Raw genomic sequence first — 18,805 nt, forward strand, 5'->3', positions numbered from 1 at the left:
GTTTTTTCAGACAACCTGCGTCATCGTTCACGTCCATCGCGAGCAAGCTCGCTCCTACAAGGTCTGTGTTGATTTCAATAAGGAAAAGGCCATGTCTGTAGCGGTGATTCAAATGGTCAGCCAGAGCGATGTGCTGGCCAATCTGGCTCAGGCCCGTCGACTGCTCGAACAAGCGGCTGCCGGCGGCGCGAAACTCGCGGTATTGCCGGAAAATTTCGCCGCCATGGGCCGGCGCGACATCGCCGACATCGGGCGCGCCGAAGCACTGGGCGAAGGCCCGATCCTGCCCTGGTTGAAACAGACCGCACGCGACCTCAAGTTATGGATAGTGGCCGGCACGTTGCCGTTGCCGCCGGTGGATCAGCCGACGGCGAAGGCGCACGCCTGTTCGTTGCTGATCGATGATCATGGCGAAACGGTGGCACGCTACGACAAGCTGCACCTGTTTGACGTGGACGTGGCGGACAATCGTGGCCGTTACCGTGAGTCCGATGACTATGCTTATGGCAGCGGTGTGGTCGTGGCGGACACACCGGTTGGCCGGGTCGGCCTGACGGTCTGCTATGACCTGCGCTTTCCCGAGCTGTACAGCGAACTGCGCGCTGCCGGCGCGGAACTGATTACCGCTCCCTCGGCCTTCACGGCGGTGACCGGTGCGGCGCATTGGGATGTGCTGATTCGTGCGCGGGCCATCGAGACCCAATGTTATGTGCTCGCGGCTGCCCAGGGCGGCACGCATCCGGGGCCGCGGGAAACCTTCGGGCATGCCGCCATCGTCGACCCGTGGGGGCGTGTGCTGGCACAACAGGATCAAGGCGAGGCCGTGCTGCTGGCCGAACGCGACAGCAGCGAACAGGCGTCCATCCGGGCGCGGATGCCGGTGTCCAGTCACCGGCGCTTTTTCTCGCAGGGCGCCCAGCGACCTGCATCAGAAACACGAATTTAAGGCGTAAAGCATATGAGCGAGTTGTTGTCCTCAGTCAGTGAACACCTGCTGGCGCCCGGTGGCGTCACGATCGAGAGCCTGCAAGGCGTGCTCGGCGATCTGGCCGGGCCGGGCATCGATGCCGCCGACCTGTATTTCCAGGGGCAGATCTCCGAGTCCTGGGCGCTGGAAGACGGCATCGTCAAGGAAGGCAGCTTCAACCTTGACCAGGGTGTCGGCGTGCGTGCGCAATCGGGTGAGAAAACCGGTTTTGCCTACAGCAATGCCATCACCCTTGAAGCCCTGGGCGCGGCGGCGCGTGCCGCCCGTTCGATTTCCCGGGCCGGGCAGCACGGTACGGTGCAGGCATTCACCAGCCAGGATGTCGCGCAGCTGTATGCGCCGGACAACCCCCTGGAAGTGCTGACCCGCGCCGAAAAGGTCGATTTGCTCAAGCGCGTCGACGCCGCGACCCGGGCACTTGACCCACGTATCCAGCAGGTCACCGTGAGCATGGCCGGTGTCTGGGAGCGGATTCTGGTGGCGTCCACCGACGGTGGCCTGGCGGCGGATGTACGTCCGCTGGTGCGTTTCAACGTCAGCGTGATCGTTGAGCAGAACGGTCGCCGCGAGCGCGGCGGTCATGGCGGCGGCGGCCGCACCGATTACCGTTATTTCCTCGCTGAAGACCGCGCCATGGGCTATGCCCGTGAAGCGTTGCGCCAGGCGCTGGTCAACCTTGAAGCCATTCCGGCTCCTGCCGGTACCTTGCCGGTGGTACTCGGCTCCGGCTGGTCGGGCGTGCTACTGCACGAAGCCGTCGGTCATGGTCTGGAAGGCGACTTCAACCGCAAGGGTAGTTCGGCTTATAGCGGGCGCATGGGCGAAATGGTTGCCTCCAAGCTATGTACCATCGTCGATGACGGCACCCTGGCCGGTCGTCGCGGTTCGTTGAGCGTCGATGACGAGGGTACGCCGACAGAGTGCACCACGCTGATCGAAAACGGCGTACTCAAGGGCTACATGCAGGACAAGCTCAACGCCCGCTTGATGGGTGTGGCCCGCACCGGCAACGGTCGTCGCGAGTCTTACGCGCACCTGCCGATGCCGCGCATGACCAACACCTACATGCTCGCCGGTGAAAGCGATCCGCAAGAAATCATCGCCTCGGTGAAACGCGGCATCTATTGCGCCAACCTCGGCGGCGGTCAGGTGGACATCACCAGCGGCAAGTTCGTGTTCTCCACCAGCGAGGCGTACCTGATCGAGGACGGCAAGATTACTGCTCCGGTCAAGGGAGCGACCCTGATCGGCAACGGGCCGGAAGCCATGAGCAAGGTGTCGATGGTCGGAAATGATCTGTCGCTGGACAGCGGCGTGGGCACATGTGGCAAGGATGGGCAGTCGGTGCCGGTGGGTGTCGGCCAGCCAACGCTGAAGATTGATGCGATCACCGTGGGTGGCACGGGGTCGTAAGGAGATACACCGCCTTTGTAGGAGCTGTCGAAGGCTGCGATCTTTTGATCTTTAAAAAGCAAAGATCGCAGCCTTCGGCAGCACCTACAAGGGCTGCGATGACTTAACGCAGTCCGCGTTGAGTCTCGTCCAGCTCACGGATGTACTTGAAGATTTTACGGCTGGAAGCAGGAGGCTTGTTTTGCGCAACCTCATGCTGGGCCTGACGGATCAGGGAGCGCAGTTGCTGGCGATCCGCGTCGGGATATTCGACGACGAATTTTTCCAGCACGGCGTCGTCACCGGCAATCAGACGATCGCGCCAGCGTTCCAGGTTATGGAAGCGTTCGTTGTATTGACGGGTGGAGGCATCGAGTTGATCGAGCAGAACCAGAATCGCGTCAGTGTCCTGATCGCGCATCAGTTTGCCGATGAACTGAAGGTGCCGTTTACGCGCGATGTTCGCGGTGTGCTTGGGCGCATCGGCCAGGGCCCGGCGCAATCCGTCGGTCAATGGCAGTTTGTTGAGCAAGTCAGGCTTGAGCGTTGTAAGGCGCTCGCCGAGGTCAACCAGAGCATGCAGCTCGCGTTTGACCTGGGATTTGCTTTTTTCTCCCGTATCGAGGGAGTCGTCGTAAGAATCAACCATGGTGGCAGTCCGCAAAGAAACGCCGCCATGATAACCAGTCGGGGGCCGCTTGTCCGGCCCGGTCGCTCGATGACCGTTACCGAAAGCAGAATTTGAGTGGAGAACAGCATGAGTGCAGTTGAAAGCGTCGGCCCACAAGCATTGCCGGCACTGCAGGAACAGGTCGAGCAGATCATCGCTGAAGCCAGGCGCCAGGGGGCTAGCGCCTGTGAAGTTGCCGTCTCCCTGGAGCAGGGCCTTTCGACGTCGGTGCGCCAGCGTGAAGTCGAAACGGTCGAATTCAACCGCGATCAGGGTTTTGGCATCACCCTGTACGTAGGCCAGCGCAAGGGCTCGGCCAGCACGTCGGCCAGCGGTCCGGAAGCGATTCGCGAAACGGTGGCCGCTGCTCTGGCTATCGCCAAGCACACCTCGGAAGACGAAGCCTCGGGCCTGGCCGATGCCGCGTTGATGGCGCGGGATCTTCCGGATTTCGACCTGTTTCACCAATGGGACATCACGCCGGAGCAAGCCATCGAGCAGGCCCTGGCCTGTGAAGCCGCAGCGTTTGCCGCCGACAGCCGGATCAAGAACGCCGACGGTACCACCCTCAGCACCCATCAGGGCTGCCGCGTTTATGGCAACAGTCACGGGTTTATCGGTGGTTATGCGTCGACTCGCCACAGCCTCAGCTGCGTGATGATCGCCGAAGCGGACGGCCAGATGCAGCGTGATTACTGGTACGACGTGAACCGTCAGGGCAACTTGCTGGCCGATCCGGTGAGCATCGGCCAGCGTGCCGCGCAACGGGCGGCGAGCCGCCTGGGCGCGCGTCCGGTGCCGACCTGTGAGGTTCCGGTGCTGTTTTCCGCAGAATTGGCTGGTGGCCTGTTCGGCAGTTTCCTGTCGGCGATTTCCGGCGGCAGCCTGTATCGCAAGTCGTCGTTCCTTGAGGGCACGCTGGGGCAGAAGCTGTTTCCGGAGTGGCTGACCATCGACGAGCGCCCACACTTGATGCGTGCCATGGGCAGCGCGGCGTTCGATGGTGATGGCCTGGCAACCTACGCCAAACCGTTCGTCGAAAAGGGTGAGTTGGTGTCGTACATCCTCGGCACCTACTCCGGCCGCAAGCTCGGCATGCCGAGCACCGCCAATGCCGGCGGCGTGCACAACCTGTTCGTCACCCATGGCGATGAAGATCAGGCGGCCTTGCTGCGGCGCATGGGGCGCGGGCTGTTGGTGACTGAACTGATGGGGCAGGGCCTGAACATGGTGACCGGTGACTATTCCCGCGGCGCGGCGGGTTTCTGGGTCGAGAACGGCGAAATCCAGTTCGCGGTCCAGGAAGTGACCATTGCGGGCAACATGCGCGACATGTTCAAACAGATCGTCGCCGTGGGTAATGATCTTGAGTTGCGTAGCAACATTCGTACGGGCTCGGTGCTGATCGAGCGGATGACGGTGGCAGGCAGCTAAGCCTCCCCGTTACACAAAAAGCGCGCCACCCATCGGGTGGCGCGCTTTTTTTAAGTCAAAAGATCTTTATTCGCCTTCGTCGAAGAAGTTGTTGATCAACGCGACCAGCGCATCCAGGGCTTCCTGTTCCCGCTCGCCTTCTGTGCTCAAGTGGATCGTGGTGCCCTTGCCAGCGGCCAGCATCATCATCGCCATGATGCTTTTGCCATCGACCATGGACTCTGGTGTGCGACCGGCCCGGATCTGGCACGGGAACTGACCCGCGACCCCAACGAATTTTGCAGAAGCGCGGGCGTGCAGGCCCAGTTTATTGATGATTTCGATTTCCAGAGCAGGCATCGCGATGTGAATCCTTTAGCTGAGGTCGCGGTGGCGAACCTGGACGTTCTTCAGGGATTTTTGCAGCGCCTGCCCCAGACGCTCGGTCAGGTAGACGGAGCGGTGATGTCCGCCAGTGCAGCCAATGGCAATGGTGACGTAGGCGCGGTTGCTGGCGGCAAAACGAGGCAGCCACTTTAGCAGGTATGTGGAAATGTCCTGGAACATCTCTTCGACATCCGGCTGTGCCGCCAGGTATTCGGCAACTGGTTGATCGAGTCCGGACTGCTCGCGCAATTCCGGTTTCCAGTAGGGGTTGGGCAGACAACGCACATCGAACACCAGGTCTGCGTCCACCGGCATGCCGCGCTTGAATCCGAAGGATTCCACCAGGAACGCAGTCCCGGGTTCTGGCTGGTTCAACAGGCGCAGCTTGATGGTGTCGCGCAGTTGATAGAGGTTCAGGCTGGTGGTGTTGATCTTGAGATCGGCGAGGTCGGCAATCGGCCCGAGCAGGACGCTCTCGACGTTGATGGCTTCAGCCAGCGAGCGGTTGGCGTTGCTCAGGGGGTGACGTCGGCGGGTTTCCGAGAAGCGCTTGAGCAGGGTTTCTTCGTCGGCATCCAGGTACAGGACATCGCACTGGATGTGGCGGCTGCGGACTTCTTCGAGCAGGTCAGGAAAGCGTGACAGGTGGCTGGGCAGGTTGCGGGCGTCAATGGAAACGGCCACCAGCGGCTGCATCAGCTCGGTATGAATCAACGCTCGTTCGGCCAGTTCCGGCAGCAGGCCGGCAGGCAGATTGTCGATGCAGTAGTAGCCGTTGTCCTCAAGAACATTGAGGGCGGTGCTTTTACCCGAGCCGGAACGGCCACTGACGATGATCAAGCGCATGATTACTGACCGTTTTGCTCGTCCAGGACAACCTGATACAGGGCTTCGTTGCTTGCGGCATGACGCAGTTTTTCGCGAACGTCCTTGCGGTCGAGCATGCTGGCGATCTGTCGCAGCAACTCAAGGTGCGCATCGGTAGCGGCTTGCGGGACCAGCAGAACGAACAGCAGGTCAACCGGCGCGCCGTCGATGGCGTCGAAATCGATTGGGGCGTCCAGGTGCATCAATGCACTGATGGGCGATACACACCCCTTGAGACGGCAGTGTGGAATAGCGATGCCGTTGCCAAAACCGGTGGAGCCGAGTTTTTCACGGGCAATCAGCGCCTCGAAGACATCTTGCATCTCCAGATCCGGCACTTCTTTGTGGATAAGGTTGGCAATTTGTTCGAGGGCTTTCTTTTTACTGCCGCCCGGCACGTTCACCAGGGAACGGCCGGGGGTCAGGATACTTTCAAGTCGGATCATGGGTTGGGAGTGTTAACGACCGGTTGCGCCCTGAAGGAGGCTCTGGGTCTTTTCCTTATGCTTTTTGAGTTGTTTATCCAGCTTGTCGGTGAGTGCATCGATCGCAGCGTACATATCGGTATGTTCCGCATTGGCGACCACTTCATTCCCGGGAATATGCAGCGTGGCTTCGATTTTCTGCTTCAGCTTCTCGACGGTCATCGTGACCTGCACGTTAGTGATCTTGTCGAAATGTCGCTCCAATCGTTCGAGTTTTTCGCCGATGTAGGTGCGAAGAGGTTCGGTCACTTCCAGTTGGTGTCCACTGATGTTGACTTGCATACAGCTTCTCCTTCGTTGCCAGTGCATAAAGCGGTAGATCAGATGATCTACCACTGGAACGCTGTGGCGTGGCTCTACATCAACCGCTTGCGTTCGCTCGAAGGCGCGATCCCGAGGGATTCGCGGTACTTGGCGACGGTGCGGCGAGCCACCTGAATGCCTTGTGCCTCCAGTAAACCAGCGATCTTGCTGTCACTCAACGGCTTTTTCTGATTTTCCGCGGCAACCAGTTTTTTGATGATCGCCCGGATCGCCGTGGACGAGCATTCGCCGCCTTCGGAGGTGCTTACGTGACTGGAAAAAAAGTATTTCAGTTCATAAATGCCCCGGGGGGTGTGCATGAACTTTTGGGTGGTCACCCGTGAAATCGTCGACTCATGCATACCGACCGCTTCGGCGATGTCATGCAGGACCAGCGGCTTCATGGCTTCGTCGCCATATTCGAGGAACCCGCGCTGATGCTCCACGATCTGGGTGGCAACCTTCATCAGGGTTTCATTGCGGCTCTGCAGGCTCTTGATGAACCAGCGGGCCTCCTGCAACTGATTGCGCATGAACGTGTTGTCGGCGCTGGTATCGGCGCGGCGCACAAAACCGGCGTACTGGGCGTTGACCCGCAGCCGTGGCACCGACTCCTGATTCAGCTCTACCAGCCAGCGCTCGTTGTCCTTGCGTACGATGACGTCAGGAACGACGTACTCGGCTTCGGTGGACTCGATTTGCGAGCCCGGGCGCGGGTTGAGGCTCTGGACCAGCTCTATGACCTGGCGCAGCTCATCTTCCTTGAGCTTCATGCGACGCATGAGCTGGCTGTAGTCGCGGCTGCCAAGCAGGTCGATGTAATCGGTGACAAGGCGCTTGGCTTCGGCCAGCCAAGGGGTCTTGGCGGGCAACTGGCGCAATTGCAGCAGCAGGCATTCGCCCAGATTGCGTGCGCCGATGCCGGCCGGCTCGAATTGCTGGATGCGGTGCAGGACGGCTTCGATTTCGTCCAGTTCGATGTCCAGTTCCGGATCGAAGGCTTCGAGGATTTCCTCGAGGGTTTCGTCCAGGTAGCCCTGATTGTTGATGCAGTCGATCAGGGTCACGGCGATCAAGCGATCGGTGTCGGACATCGGAGCCAGGTTCAGTTGCCACAACAAGTGGCTTTGCAGGCTTTCACCGGCCGAGGTGCGGGTGGTGAAGTCCCACTCGTCATCGTCATTGCTGGGCAGGCTGCTGGCGCTGGTCTGGTAAACGTCTTCCCACGCGGTGTCGACGGGGAGTTCATTGGGGATACGCTCGTTCCAGTCACCCTCATCGAGGTTGTCAACCGTCGGGGCGCTTTCCTGGTAGGAGGGTTCCTGGATATCGGTGTTGGGCTTTTGTTCGGCGTTGTCGGCCAAGGGGTCGGAATTGTCGAAGTCGTCGCCTTCTTCCTGGCGTTCGAGCATCGGATTGGACTCCAGGGCCTCCTGGATTTCCTGTTGCAGGTCCAGGGTCGACAATTGGAGCAGGCGGATGGCCTGTTGCAGCTGAGGTGTCATCGTCAGCTGCTGGCCCATTCTCAAGACTAGCGATGGTTTCATGGCAGGGGCTTAACACCTTATTCGCCGGCGCACATGCGCCATCCACTACAGGGCGCCAGGGCGCCAAACATAAGCAAATTATATGCCTGAAACTGAAGGATTTGCCTAGAGCGCTGTAACAATAAAAAACTATAAATTTGTGTTGCGGTGCTGCCCATGTTGGGGGCTGAACGCGCAGGTTCGCATCTGGCACCGATGAATCCCGAGACCGGTGCCAGGGCGCCTGCCTGGGCACAGCTCAGCGTTTACAGGCGGAACTCATGGCCCAGGTACACTTCCTTCACCAGGTCGTTGGCCAGGATAGTCTCTGCGTCACCTTCGGCAATCAGTTGGCCGTCATTGACGATATAGGCGGTTTCACAGATATCCAGGGTTTCACGAACGTTGTGGTCCGTGATCAGCACGCCAATGCCTTTGGCCTTGAGGTGGTAAATGATCTGTTTGATGTCGCCGACCGAAATCGGGTCCACGCCGGCGAACGGTTCATCGAGGAGGATGAATTTCGGGTTGGTGGCCAGGGCGCGGGCGATTTCCACGCGGCGGCGCTCACCACCGGACAGGCTCATGCCGAGGTTGTCGCGGATGTGGCTGATGTGGAATTCCTGCAGCAGGCTTTCCAGCTCCTTGCGACGACCGGCCTTGTCGAGCTCCTTGCGGGTCTCGAGGATGGCCATGATGTTGTCGGCCACCGACAGTTTGCGGAAGATCGATGCTTCTTGCGGCAAATAGCCGATACCGGCTTTTGCACGGCCGTGCATCGGCTGGTGGCTGACGTCCAGGTCATCGATCAGGACGCGGCCCTGGTCGGCTTGCACCAGGCCGACGATCATGTAGAAGCAGGTGGTCTTGCCGGCGCCGTTCGGGCCAAGCAGACCGACGATCTGACCGCTGTCGATGGACAGGCTGACATCACGCACGACCTGGCGGCTCTTGTAGCTCTTGGCCAGATGCTGAGCTTTCAGAGTTGCCATTACTGGGCCTTTTTCTCGTCGGTTTTCTTCTTCGGCTGGATCACCATGTCGATGCGCGGACGCGACTCGGTCACCTTGCTGCCGGTGGCGCGCCCGGCGCTGGCCAGCTTCTTCTCGGTGTCGTAGACGATTTTCTCGCCTTGGGTGACGTTGTTGTCCTTGTCGACAACCTTGGCCTTGTCGATCAACACGACGCGATTTTGCGTGGCGTGATACTGGATCGTCACGCCCCAACCCTGAACAGGCTTGGTATCGCCAGCCGTTTGCAATTGCTCGAAGTACGCCAGGTTGCCCACCGAGGTCACTACGTCAATGTCGCCAGCCGGGGTGCGGGTGATGGTAACGGTGTTGCCTGTCACCTTCATCGAGCCTTGGGTGATGATCACGTCACCCTTATAGGTAGCAATACCTTGCTTGTCGTCCAGTTGGGCATCGTCGGCCTGAATGCGGATAGGCTGCTGTTGGTCTTCCGGCAGAGCCCAGGCACTCACGCTTCCCAGTGCTGCGCCCAGACTGAGCAAAATCGGGAGGGTTTTAACGAGCCTCATACTGTCCTCTTACGTTCGATAGCAGGTGTATCCTGCTTTCTTTCAAATACGCTTTCATTCCCTTGCCAGTCGATACACCGCCAGCGCCGTCGATTCTAACGTCTTGCTCGGTCTGCGCATATTGCTGCTGCGGGAACACGGTCATGCGGGTGCTGGTGATCAGGGTCTTGCGGTTTTTCTCATCGAAGCGCGTGATGCGCACGTCATCGATCAGCTCGACCTGTGTGCCGTCAGGGTTGACCTCGCCGCGCAGGCTCTGGACGTGCCACGGGTACTCAGTGCCGCGGAACACGTTCAGGTCGGGGTTGGTCAGCAGTGTCACCTCGGTCGCCTTCAGGTGCTCGACCTTGTCGGACACCAGATCATATTGCAGCTTGCCGTCCGGCAGGTACTGCACGCTGTGGGCGTTGATGGCGTAATAGTCGATCGCGCTTTCATCGACCGGCGTTACCGGCTTGTCGAGGAAGCGTTCCGGGCTGATGTTCCAGTAGCCAACCGCGACGAATATCGCCGCGATGCAACTGAACATCAGGGTATTACGAAACTTTTTGCTCAGCATATCGGGCTCACAGGTACGCCGCATTGGCCGCATCGAGGCGGTCCTGGGCGCGCAGGATCAATTCGCAGAACTCGCGAGCGGCACCTTCGCCGCCACGGGCGAGGGTGATGCCGTGAGCATGTTCGCGCACGAAACTGGCGGCATTGGCCACCGCCATGCCCAGGCCGACGCGGCGAATCACCGGCAGGTCGGGCAGATCGTCGCCGAGGTAGGCCACCTGTTCGTAGCTCAAATTCAGTTGGGCCAGCAGTTCGTCGAGTACCACCAGTTTGTCTTCACGGCCCTGGTACAGGTGCGGGATGCCGAGGTTTTTGGCTCGCCGTTCGACCACCGGGGTCTTGCGGCCACTGATGATCGCGGTTTGCACTCCGGCGGCCATCAGCATTTTGATGCCCTGGCCGTCGAGCGTGTTGAACGTCTTGAATTCGCTGCCGTCTTCGAGGAAGTACAGGCGTCCATCGGTCAGCACGCCGTCGACATCGAACACCGCCAGTTTGATCTGTTTGCCGCGTTGCAGCAGGTCCGCACTCATTACATTACTCCTGCACGCAGCAAGTCGTGCATGTTCAAGGCGCCGACCGGGCGGTCTTCGCTGTCGACCACGACCAGCGCGCTGATTTTATGGTCTTCCATGATTTTCAGTGCTTCGGCGGCCAGCATTTCGGCGCGGGCGGTCTTGCCATGGGCTGTCATGACCTGGTCGATGACAACGCTGTGGATGTCGATGCTGCGGTCCAGTGTGCGGCGCAAATCACCATCGGTGAAGATTCCGGCCAGCTTGCCGTCGGCCTCGAGGATGACGGTCATGCCCAGGCCCTTGCGGGTCATTTCCATCAAGGCATCCTTGAGCAGGGTGCCGCGCTGGACCTGCGGCAGTTCCTGGCCGGCGTGCATGACATTTTCCACTTTCAGCAGCAGGCGTCGGCCCAGGGCGCCGCCGGGATGGGAAAAGGCGAAGTCTTCGGCGGTGAAGCCACGGGCTTCCAGCAGCGCGACCGCCAGGGCGTCGCCCATGACCAGGGCGGCGGTGGTCGACGAGGTGGGTGCCAGGTTCAGCGGGCAGGCTTCGTGTTCGACGTGAACATTCAGGTTGACCTCGGCGGCCTTGGCCAGCGGCGAATCAGGGTTGCCGGTCATGCTGATCAACTGTATGCCCAGGCGCTTGATCAGTGGCAGCAGGGTGACGATTTCATTGGTGGAGCCGGAGTTCGAGAGCGCCAGAATGATGTCGTCGCGGGTAATCATGCCCATGTCACCATGGCTGGCTTCCGCCGGGTGCACAAAAAATGCCGTGGTGCCGGTGCTGGCCAGGGTCGCGGCGATCTTGTTGCCGATGTGCCCCGATTTGCCCATGCCGACCACGACCACGCGGCCTTTGCTGGCCAGAATCATCTCGCAAGCGCGTACGAAATCTGCGTCGATTTGGGGTAGCAGGCCTTGCACGGCTTCTACTTCGAGGCGGATGGTGCGTTGTGCTGATTGAATCAGGTCGCTGGATTGGCTCATGTCAGAAATCGTATAGCCTGATGAAAAGGCGGCGATTATAGCGGTTATGATCGAATCCCTCACGCAAGTTCGTCGCGCATTGTCATTCCTTGCTACCGGAAACCCTCTAGACAGGGCTTTGAACCACTCCTGCAGTTGCACATGACTCGGCTTTGGTCTTGGGCGCGCAGCCTTTGCAGTGATATAGTTCGCCGCCAGTTCGGCCTGCAGGGAGGCATGTGCTTTCGTCTGAAAGCCAGGCGTCCGAGTGAGAGGCTGCATCGCAAGGAGTTTAGATGAGTGCCGATAACGCCTACGCGGTCGAGCTGAAGGGACTGTCCTTCAAGCGCGGAACGCGCAGCATTTTCAATAATGTCGATATCCGTATCCCGCGTGGCAAGGTCACCGGCATCATGGGGCCTTCCGGGTGCGGCAAGACCACGCTTTTGCGTCTGATGGGGGCCCAACTGCGGCCTACCAAGGGCGAAGTATGGGTCAACGGTCAGAACCTGCCGAAACTGTCGCGCAGCGACCTGTTCGATGCGCGCAAGCATATGGGTGTGCTGTTTCAGAGTGGCGCGCTGTTTACCGACCTCGATGTCTTCGAGAATGTCGCGTTTCCGCTGCGGGTTCACACGCAACTGCCGGAAGAAATGATCCGCGACATCGTCCTGCTCAAATTGCAGGCTGTGGGTTTGCGCGGTGCCATCGAATTGATGCCCGACGAGCTTTCCGGCGGCATGAAGCGCCGGGTTGCGCTGGCCCGGGCGATTGCGCTCGATCCACAGATCCTCATGTACGACGAACCCTTTGTCGGCCAGGACCCCATCGCCATGGGCGTTCTGGTGCGTCTGATTCGCTTGCTCAACGATGCGCTGGGCATCACCAGCATCGTGGTTTCCCACGACCTGGCCGAGACCGCGAGTATTGCCGATTACATTTATGTGGTGGGCGATGGTCAGGTGTTGGGGCAGGGGACCCCGGACGAGTTGATGAACTCGGATGAGCCGCGCATTCGTCAGTTCATGACCGGCGAACCCGATGGCCCGGTTCCGTACCACTTTCCAGCGACGGATTACCGCGCAGATATTCTGGGGAAGCGCTGATGCGCAGAATTTCATTGATAGAGCGCGTTCGCCGCTTCGGCCAGGCCGGCATCGATGTGCTGGCGGTGTTCGGGCGTTCGGCCTTGTTCCTGTTTCATGCCTTGCTTGGCCGCGGTGGTATCGGTGGCAGCTTCGGGTTGCTGGTCAAGCAGCTGCATTCGGTGGGCGTGATGTCCCTGGTGATCATCGTGGTCTCCGGGGTGTTCATCGGCATGGTGCTGGCGCTGCAGGGCTTCAATATCCTTTCCAGCTACGGTTCGGAGCAGGCTGTCGGGCAGATGGTTGCACTGACGCTGCTGAGAGAGCTGGGGCCGGTGGTGACCGCCTTGCTGTTCGCCGGGCGCGCCGGTTCGGCGTTGACCGCGGAAATCGGCAACATGAAGTCCACCGAGCAGTTGTCCAGCCTGGAAATGATCGGGGTTGACCCGCTCAAGTACATCATCGCACCACGTTTGTGGGCCGGCTTCATTTCCCTGCCGGTGCTGGCGATGATTTTCAGCGTGGTGGGCATCTGGGGCGGCTCGTGGGTCGCTGTCGACTGGCTGGGGGTCTATGAAGGTTCCTACTGGTCGAACATGCAGAACAGCGTGACGTTCACTGAGGATGTGCTCAACGGGATCATCAAAAGTATCGTCTTTGCCTTTGTCGTGACCTGGATCGCCGTATTCCAAGGCTATGACTGCGAACCCACTTCCGAGGGGATCAGTCGTGCCACTACCAAGACCGTTGTCTATGCCTCGTTGGCAGTGCTCGGCCTGGACTTTATTCTGACCGCCTTGATGTTTGGAGATTTCTGATGCAAAACCGCACCCTGGAAATCGGTGTCGGCCTTTTCTTGCTGGCTGGCATCCTGGCTTTGCTCTTGTTGGCGTTGCGGGTCAGTGGCCTGTCCCCGACTCCGAGCACCGACACGTATAAACTTTACGCCTACTTCGACAATATCGCCGGTTTGACTGTCAGAGCAAAGGTGACCATGGCCGGTGTGACCATCGGCAAGGTCACGGCCATCGATCTGGATCGCGACAGCTTTACCGGTCGGGTGACCATGCAGCTGGAAAAACGCATCGATAATCTGCCGGCGGACTCCACTGCGTCTATCCTGACCGCAGGACTGTTGGGCGAGAAGTACATCGGTATCAGCGTGGGCGGGGAAGACACCCTGCTCAAGGATGGTGGAACCATCCATGACACGCAGTCATCGCTGGTGCTCGAGGACCTGATCGGTAAATTCCTGCTCAATACCGTTAGCAAAGAAGCTAAATGAGGAACTGTTAAATGATCTCTACCTTGCGACGTGGCCTGTTGGTAATGCTTGCGGTGTTTCCGTTGGTGTCCCACGCCGTTGCGGCACCTTCGGCGCACGATCTGGTGCAGGACACAACCAACCGTATGCTCGCGGACCTGGCGGCAAACAAAGAGAAGTACAAGCAGGATCCGCAAGACTTTTATGCGGCGCTGAACACCATCGTCGGACCGGTCGTGGATGCCGAGGGTATTTCCAAGAGCATCATGACGGTCAAGTACTCGCGTAAAGCTACGCCTGCGCAGATGAAGACCTTCGAAGAAAACTTCAAGAGGGGCCTGTTCCAGTTCTATGGCAATGCCTTGCTGGAGTACAACAACCAGGGCATCACCGTTGAACCGGCCAAGGACGAATCGGGCGACCGTACCAGCGTTGGCATGACTGTCAAAGGCAGCAGCGGCTCGATCTATCCAGTGTCCTACACGCTGGAAAAGATCAACGGCGAGTGGAAACTGCGTAACGTCATCATCAACGGCATCAACATCGGCAAGCTGTTCCGCGATCAGTTCGCCGATGCGATGCAGCGCAATGGCAACGACCTGGACAAGACCATCAATGGTTGGGCCGGGGAAGTCGCCAAGGCCAAGGAAGCCACCGACAAGAAGCCAGAGCAGTCAGCCCAATGAGTGAGTCGGCAGTCCAGATAGACGAAGCGGGTGAGCTGCGACTCAGTGGCGTGCTGGATTACCGCACCGGACCTGACCTGCGTGAGCAGGGCAAGGCGCTGATCAAGGCCAGCAAGGCTGCGGCGCTGGTGCTCGATTGTTCGGCGGTGACCAAGTCCAGCAGTGTCGGTTTGTCATTGCTGCTGTGTTTCATCCGCGATGCTCAGGCGGCCGGCAAGGCGTTGAGCATCCGTGGAATGCCGGAAGACATGCGTGAAATCGCTCAGGTCAGCGAGCTGACCGAGCTGTTGGCGCATCCCTAACCCGCATCTATAAAGAAGCCCCCCGTCAGAGTCCTGCTTCGCGGGGTTCGCAGGCGCGGGGCTTTTTTGTATGATGTCCGACCCGCGCGCACAGGGCGCCGATTGAGGTTGAGCATGCAGGCCGTAGAAGTGAAGAGCTTCCTTGAAGGAAAGCTGCCCGGAACGTTGGTAGAAGTCGAGGGCGAAGGCTGCAATTTCCAGCTGAATGTGATTAGCGATGAACTGGCGGCGATGAGCCCGGTGAAGCGTCAGCAGCAGATCTATGCCCATTTGAACCCATGGATCACCGATGGCAGCATCCATGCGGTCACAATGAAATTTTTCAGCAGCGCGGCCTGGGCCGAGCGCACCTGAGCCCAAGGGCGTCGAGATTCTTATGGATAAATTGATTATTACTGGCGGTGCTCGTCTTGACGGCGAAATCCGCATCTCCGGGGCAAAGAACTCTGCCCTGCCGATCCTGGCTGCCACGCTGCTGTGCGATGGTCCGGTGACCGTTGCCAACCTGCCGCACCTGCACGACATCACCACCATGATCGAACTGTTCGGTCGCATGGGGATCGAGCCGGTGATCGACGAAAAACTCGCCGTCGAAATCGACCCGCGCACCATCAAGACCCTGGTCGCACCGTACGAACTGGTTAAAACCATGCGTGCGTCGATCCTGGTACTGGGCCCGATGGTTGCCCGTTTCGGCGAAGCCGAAGTCGCGCTGCCTGGCGGTTGCGCCATCGGTTCGCGTCCGGTTGACCTGCACATCCGTGGCCTGGAAGCCATGGGCGCGGTCATCGACGTCGAAGGCGGCTACATCAAGGCCAAGGCGCCTGAGGGCGGCTTGCGCGGTGCGCACTTCTTCTTCGACACCGTCAGCGTGACCGGTACCGAAAACATCATGATGGCCGCCGCACTGGCCAAGGGCCGCAGCGTCCTGCAAAACGCCGCGCGCGAACCTGAAGTGGTCGACCTGGCGAACTTCCTGAACGCCATGGGCGCCAAGGTTTCCGGCGCCGGCACCGATACCATCACCATCGATGGCGTCGAGCGTCTGCACACCACCACTTACAAAGTGATGCCCGACCGTATCGAAACCGGCACCTATCTGGTGGCGGCGGCTGTGACCGGTGGTCGCGTGAAGGTCAAGGACACGGATCCGACCATCCTCGAAGCCGTTCTGGAAAAACTCCGGGAGTCCGGTGCAGAAATCACCTGCGGCGAAGACTGGATCGAGCTGAACATGCACGGCAAGCGTCCGAAAGCCGTCAACGTGCGCACCGCTCCGTACCCGGCGTTCCCGACCGACATGCAAGCGCAGTTCATCTCCCTCAACGCCATTGCCGAAGGCACGGGTGCTGTGATCGAGACGATCTTCGAAAACCGCTTCATGCACGTCTACGAACTGCACCGCATGGGCGCCAAGATCCAGGTCGAGGGCAACACCGCGATCGTCACCGGTACCGAGAAGCTCAAGGGCGCGCCAGTGATGGCAACTGACCTGCGTGCTTCGGCCAGCCTGGTGATCTCGGCCCTGGTCGCCGAGGGCGACACCCTGATCGACCGCATCTACCACATAGACCGTGGCTACGAGTGCATCGAGGAAAAACTGCAGATGCTGGGCGCCAAGATCCGTCGCGTTCCGGGCTAGTACTGCTGCAAGGGCATAAGGACATGCCCGTTGATTTGTTGAAGTCGAGCCGTTTTCGGCTCGATGTGTGTCCGGCGCCATTTGCGACCGGGCATGAGTACCTTGATAAGGACTGACGTTTCCCATGTTGACCATCGCACTGTCCAAGGGCCGCATCCTTGACGATACCTTGCCGCTTCTGGCTGAAGCGGGCATCGTGCCGACCGAGAATCCGGACAAGAGCCGCAAGCTGATCATCCCCACGACCCAGGACGATGTCCGTCTGCTGATCGTGCGTGCTACCGATGTGCCGACCTATGTCGAACATGGTGCTGCCGACCTCGGCGTCGCCGGTAAAGATGTGCTGATGGAATACGGCGGCCAGGGCCTGTACGAGCCGCTGGACCTGCAAATTGCCCAGTGCAAGCTGATGACCGCCGGTAAAGTCGGTGCAGTCGAGCCCAAGGGCCGTCTGCGCATCGCCACCAAGTTCGTCAATGTTGCCAAGCGCTACTACGCCGAACAGGGTCGTCAGGTCGATATCATCAAGCTCTACGGTTCGATGGAACTGGCGCCGCTGATCGGTTTGGCGGACAAGATCATCGACGTGGTCGACACCGGTAACACGCTACGGGCCAACGGCCTGGAGCCACAGGATTTCATCGCGGCCATCAGCTCCCGCCTGATCGTCAACAAGGCTTCGATGAAAATGCAGCACGCCCGTATCCAGGCGTTGATCGACACCCTGCGCAAGGCAGTGGAGTCTCGACACCGCGGCTGATTCACCTGCGCGACCGCAAGGCGCGCCGTCTATCCGCCTCATAGCCAGAATTCTCAGGTGCCCAAGCGGATCGAATGTTAGCTTCGGGCGCCTGAGTTTTTTGCCATTCCTATGAGGCTCTCGCTATGACCGCACTGACTGCAATTCGCCGACTCAACGCTGCTGACCCGGATTTCGCGCATCATCTGGATCATCTGCTGAGCTGGGAAAGTGTGTCTGACGACTCGGTCAATCAGCGGGTGCTGGACATCATCAAGGCCGTGCGCGAACGCGGTGACGCGGCGCTGGTGGACTTCACCCGTCAGTTCGACGGCCTGGAAGTGAAGTCCATGGCCGATCTGATCCTGCCGCGCGAGCGTCTGGAGTTGGCACTGACCCGCATCTCCGTGGCCCAGCGCGAAGCACTGGAAGTCGCCGCAGCCCGCGTGCGCAGCTACCACGAGAAGCAGAAGCAGGACTCCTGGAGTTACACCGAGGCGGACGGCACCGTACTGGGCCAGAAAGTCACGCCGCTGGATCGTGCCGGTCTGTACGTGCCGGGCGGGAAGGCGTCGTACCCGTCGTCGGTGTTGATGAACGCGATTCCGGCCAAGGTGGCCGGCGTTACCGAAGTGGTCATGGTCGTACCGACCCCGCGCGGTGAAATCAACGAGCTTGTGCTGGCTGCGGCCTGCATCGCCGGTGTCGACCGCGTGTTCACCATCGGTGGCGCCCAGGCCGTTGCGGCGCTGGCTTACGGCACCGAAAGCGTACCGAAGGTCGACAAGGTCGTCGGCCCGGGCAACATCTATGTGGCTACCGCCAAGCGCCACGTGTTTGGCCAGGTCGGCATCGACATGATCGCCGGCCCTTCGGAAATCCTCGTGGTGTGCGACGGCCAGACCGATCCGGACTGGATCGCCATGGACCTGTTCTCCCAGGCCGAGCACGACGAAGACGCCCAGGCCATTCTGGTCAGCCCCGACGCCGGGTTCCTCGATAAGGTCGCCGCCAGCATCGCCAAATTGATGCCGACCATGGAGCGTGCCGCAATCATCGAAACCTCGATCAATGGCCGTGGTGCACTGATCAAGGTTCGCGACATGGAACAGGCCATCGAAGTGGCCAACCGCATCGCGCCGGAGCACCTCGAGTTGTCCGTTGCCGATCCGCAAGCCTGGCTGCCACAGATCCGCCACGCCGGCGCGATCTTCATGGGCCGTCACACCTCCGAAGCTCTGGGCGACTACTGCGCAGGCCCGAACCACGTGTTGCCGACCTCCGGCACCGCGCGATTCTCTTCGCCGCTGGGTGTGTATGACTTCCAGAAACGCTCGTCGATCATCTTCTGTTCCGAGCAGGGCGCATCGGAACTGGGCAAGACCGCATCCGTGCTGGCCCGTGGCGAGTCGCTGACCGCGCACGCGCGTAGCGCCGAATACCGCATCGTTGACGACAAGCAGGTGAAATGA

23 protein-coding genes are annotated in these 18,805 nt (G+C 60.0%); 12 read left to right on the forward strand and 11 right to left on the reverse strand.

Translation table 11 applies throughout. The features are described from left to right. Positions 1 to 91: 91 nt before the first annotated feature. The gene (locus PPUTUW4_RS03935; protein ID WP_015093491.1) at positions 92 to 946 is read left to right on the forward strand and encodes a carbon-nitrogen hydrolase family protein; all 855 of its coding nucleotides are present in this window, start codon (positions 92 to 94) and stop codon (positions 944 to 946) included. A 12-nt stretch (positions 947 to 958) separates the two neighbouring features. Next, on the forward strand, positions 959 to 2,401 hold the full coding sequence (gene tldD, locus PPUTUW4_RS03940) for a metalloprotease TldD (protein WP_015093492.1): 1,443 nt from the start codon (positions 959 to 961) through the stop codon (positions 2,399 to 2,401). Positions 2,402 to 2,504: 103 nt separating this feature from the next. On the opposite strand, the gene yjgA is transcribed toward tldD, so the two are convergent. Further along, on the reverse strand, positions 2,505 to 3,029 hold the full coding sequence (gene yjgA, locus PPUTUW4_RS03945) for a ribosome biogenesis factor YjgA (protein ID WP_007970253.1): 525 nt from the start codon (positions 3,027 to 3,029) through the stop codon (positions 2,505 to 2,507). A 108-nt stretch (positions 3,030 to 3,137) separates the two neighbouring features. On the opposite strand from yjgA, the gene pmbA reads away from it, so the two are divergent. Further along, the gene (gene pmbA, locus PPUTUW4_RS03950) at positions 3,138 to 4,484 is read left to right on the forward strand and encodes a metalloprotease PmbA (protein ID WP_015093493.1); all 1,347 of its coding nucleotides are present in this window, start codon (positions 3,138 to 3,140) and stop codon (positions 4,482 to 4,484) included. Between the two features lie 66 nt (positions 4,485 to 4,550). Here pmbA and PPUTUW4_RS03955 read toward each other — a convergent pair whose 3' ends face one another. The 10 genes from PPUTUW4_RS03955 to PPUTUW4_RS04000 all read right to left on the reverse strand — a co-directional run bounded on the left by PPUTUW4_RS03955 (position 4,551) and on the right by PPUTUW4_RS04000 (position 11,636). Next, positions 4,551 to 4,823 (reverse strand): HPr family phosphocarrier protein, encoded by a 273-nt coding sequence (locus PPUTUW4_RS03955; RefSeq protein WP_015093494.1) that lies wholly within the window; start codon positions 4,821 to 4,823, stop codon positions 4,551 to 4,553. Between the two features lie 15 nt (positions 4,824 to 4,838). Then, positions 4,839 to 5,696, reverse strand: coding sequence for an RNase adapter RapZ (rapZ, locus tag PPUTUW4_RS03960; protein ID WP_015093495.1), 858 nt, complete (start codon positions 5,694 to 5,696; stop codon positions 4,839 to 4,841). A gap of 2 nt (positions 5,697 to 5,698) precedes the next feature. Beyond that, positions 5,699 to 6,163 (reverse strand): PTS IIA-like nitrogen regulatory protein PtsN, encoded by a 465-nt coding sequence (gene ptsN / locus PPUTUW4_RS03965; RefSeq protein WP_015093496.1) that lies wholly within the window; start codon positions 6,161 to 6,163, stop codon positions 5,699 to 5,701. A 12-nt stretch (positions 6,164 to 6,175) separates the two neighbouring features. Beyond that, positions 6,176 to 6,484, reverse strand: a complete 309-nt coding sequence (raiA, locus tag PPUTUW4_RS03970) for a ribosome-associated translation inhibitor RaiA (protein WP_007941242.1) — start codon at positions 6,482 to 6,484, stop codon at positions 6,176 to 6,178. A 74-nt stretch (positions 6,485 to 6,558) separates the two neighbouring features. Further along, a complete protein-coding gene (locus tag PPUTUW4_RS03975; protein ID WP_015093497.1) occupies positions 6,559 to 8,052 on the reverse strand; it encodes an RNA polymerase factor sigma-54 in 1,494 nt (497 codons plus the stop codon). A gap of 245 nt (positions 8,053 to 8,297) precedes the next feature. After that, a complete protein-coding gene (gene lptB, locus PPUTUW4_RS03980) occupies positions 8,298 to 9,023 on the reverse strand; it encodes an LPS export ABC transporter ATP-binding protein (protein WP_007970262.1) in 726 nt (241 codons plus the stop codon). Further along, positions 9,023 to 9,571 (reverse strand): lipopolysaccharide transport periplasmic protein LptA, encoded by a 549-nt coding sequence (gene lptA / locus PPUTUW4_RS03985; protein WP_015093498.1) that lies wholly within the window; start codon positions 9,569 to 9,571, stop codon positions 9,023 to 9,025. The genes lptB and lptA overlap by 1 nt, the downstream gene beginning before the upstream one ends. Continuing rightward, positions 9,558 to 10,130, reverse strand: coding sequence for an LPS export ABC transporter periplasmic protein LptC (lptC, locus tag PPUTUW4_RS03990; protein WP_015093499.1), 573 nt, complete (start codon positions 10,128 to 10,130; stop codon positions 9,558 to 9,560). The genes lptA and lptC overlap by 14 nt, the downstream gene beginning before the upstream one ends. A gap of 7 nt (positions 10,131 to 10,137) precedes the next feature. Next, on the reverse strand, positions 10,138 to 10,662 hold the full coding sequence (locus tag PPUTUW4_RS03995) for an HAD family hydrolase (RefSeq protein ID WP_008018712.1): 525 nt from the start codon (positions 10,660 to 10,662) through the stop codon (positions 10,138 to 10,140). Then, positions 10,662 to 11,636 carry a KpsF/GutQ family sugar-phosphate isomerase gene (locus PPUTUW4_RS04000; RefSeq protein WP_015093500.1) on the reverse strand — a complete coding sequence of 325 codons (975 nt, stop codon included), beginning with the start codon at positions 11,634 to 11,636 and terminating at the stop codon, positions 10,662 to 10,664. Before PPUTUW4_RS04000 ends, PPUTUW4_RS03995 begins: the two co-directional genes overlap by 1 nt. Before the next feature lie 275 nt (positions 11,637 to 11,911). Between PPUTUW4_RS04000 and PPUTUW4_RS04005 the strand changes: the two genes are divergently transcribed. The 9 genes from PPUTUW4_RS04005 (at position 11,912) to hisD (ending at position 18,805) form a co-directional block, all read left to right on the forward strand. Next, positions 11,912 to 12,721, forward strand: a complete 810-nt coding sequence (locus tag PPUTUW4_RS04005; RefSeq protein WP_015093501.1) for an ATP-binding cassette domain-containing protein — start codon at positions 11,912 to 11,914, stop codon at positions 12,719 to 12,721. Further along, the gene (gene mlaE, locus PPUTUW4_RS04010; RefSeq protein ID WP_015093502.1) at positions 12,721 to 13,518 is read left to right on the forward strand and encodes a lipid asymmetry maintenance ABC transporter permease subunit MlaE; all 798 of its coding nucleotides are present in this window, start codon (positions 12,721 to 12,723) and stop codon (positions 13,516 to 13,518) included. The genes PPUTUW4_RS04005 and mlaE overlap by 1 nt, the downstream gene beginning before the upstream one ends. After that, positions 13,518 to 13,985 (forward strand): outer membrane lipid asymmetry maintenance protein MlaD, encoded by a 468-nt coding sequence (gene mlaD, locus PPUTUW4_RS04015; RefSeq protein WP_007970271.1) that lies wholly within the window; start codon positions 13,518 to 13,520, stop codon positions 13,983 to 13,985. Before mlaE ends, mlaD begins: the two co-directional genes overlap by 1 nt. 11 nt (positions 13,986 to 13,996) lie before the next feature. Next, complete coding sequence (locus tag PPUTUW4_RS04020) at positions 13,997 to 14,650, forward strand: ABC transporter substrate-binding protein (protein ID WP_007970273.1); 654 nt, start codon at positions 13,997 to 13,999, stop codon at positions 14,648 to 14,650. Then, positions 14,647 to 14,952, forward strand: coding sequence for an STAS domain-containing protein (locus PPUTUW4_RS04025; RefSeq protein WP_015093503.1), 306 nt, complete (start codon positions 14,647 to 14,649; stop codon positions 14,950 to 14,952). Before PPUTUW4_RS04020 ends, PPUTUW4_RS04025 begins: the two co-directional genes overlap by 4 nt. Positions 14,953 to 15,066: 114 nt before the next feature. Then, positions 15,067 to 15,306 (forward strand): BolA family protein, encoded by a 240-nt coding sequence (locus tag PPUTUW4_RS04030; RefSeq protein ID WP_015093504.1) that lies wholly within the window; start codon positions 15,067 to 15,069, stop codon positions 15,304 to 15,306. A 22-nt stretch (positions 15,307 to 15,328) separates the two neighbouring features. Then, positions 15,329 to 16,594, forward strand: coding sequence for a UDP-N-acetylglucosamine 1-carboxyvinyltransferase (gene murA, locus PPUTUW4_RS04035; RefSeq protein WP_015093505.1), 1,266 nt, complete (start codon positions 15,329 to 15,331; stop codon positions 16,592 to 16,594). 124 nt (positions 16,595 to 16,718) lie between these two features. After that, positions 16,719 to 17,354, forward strand: coding sequence for an ATP phosphoribosyltransferase (gene hisG, locus PPUTUW4_RS04040; protein WP_007970278.1), 636 nt, complete (start codon positions 16,719 to 16,721; stop codon positions 17,352 to 17,354). A 125-nt stretch (positions 17,355 to 17,479) separates the two neighbouring features. After that, positions 17,480 to 18,805, forward strand: coding sequence for a histidinol dehydrogenase (hisD, locus tag PPUTUW4_RS04045; RefSeq protein WP_015093506.1), 1,326 nt, complete (start codon positions 17,480 to 17,482; stop codon positions 18,803 to 18,805).

The sequence above is a fragment of the Pseudomonas sp. UW4 genome (genome assembly GCF_000316175.1).
Taxonomy (GTDB): Bacteria; Pseudomonadota; Gammaproteobacteria; order Pseudomonadales; family Pseudomonadaceae; genus Aquipseudomonas; species Aquipseudomonas laurylsulfatiphila.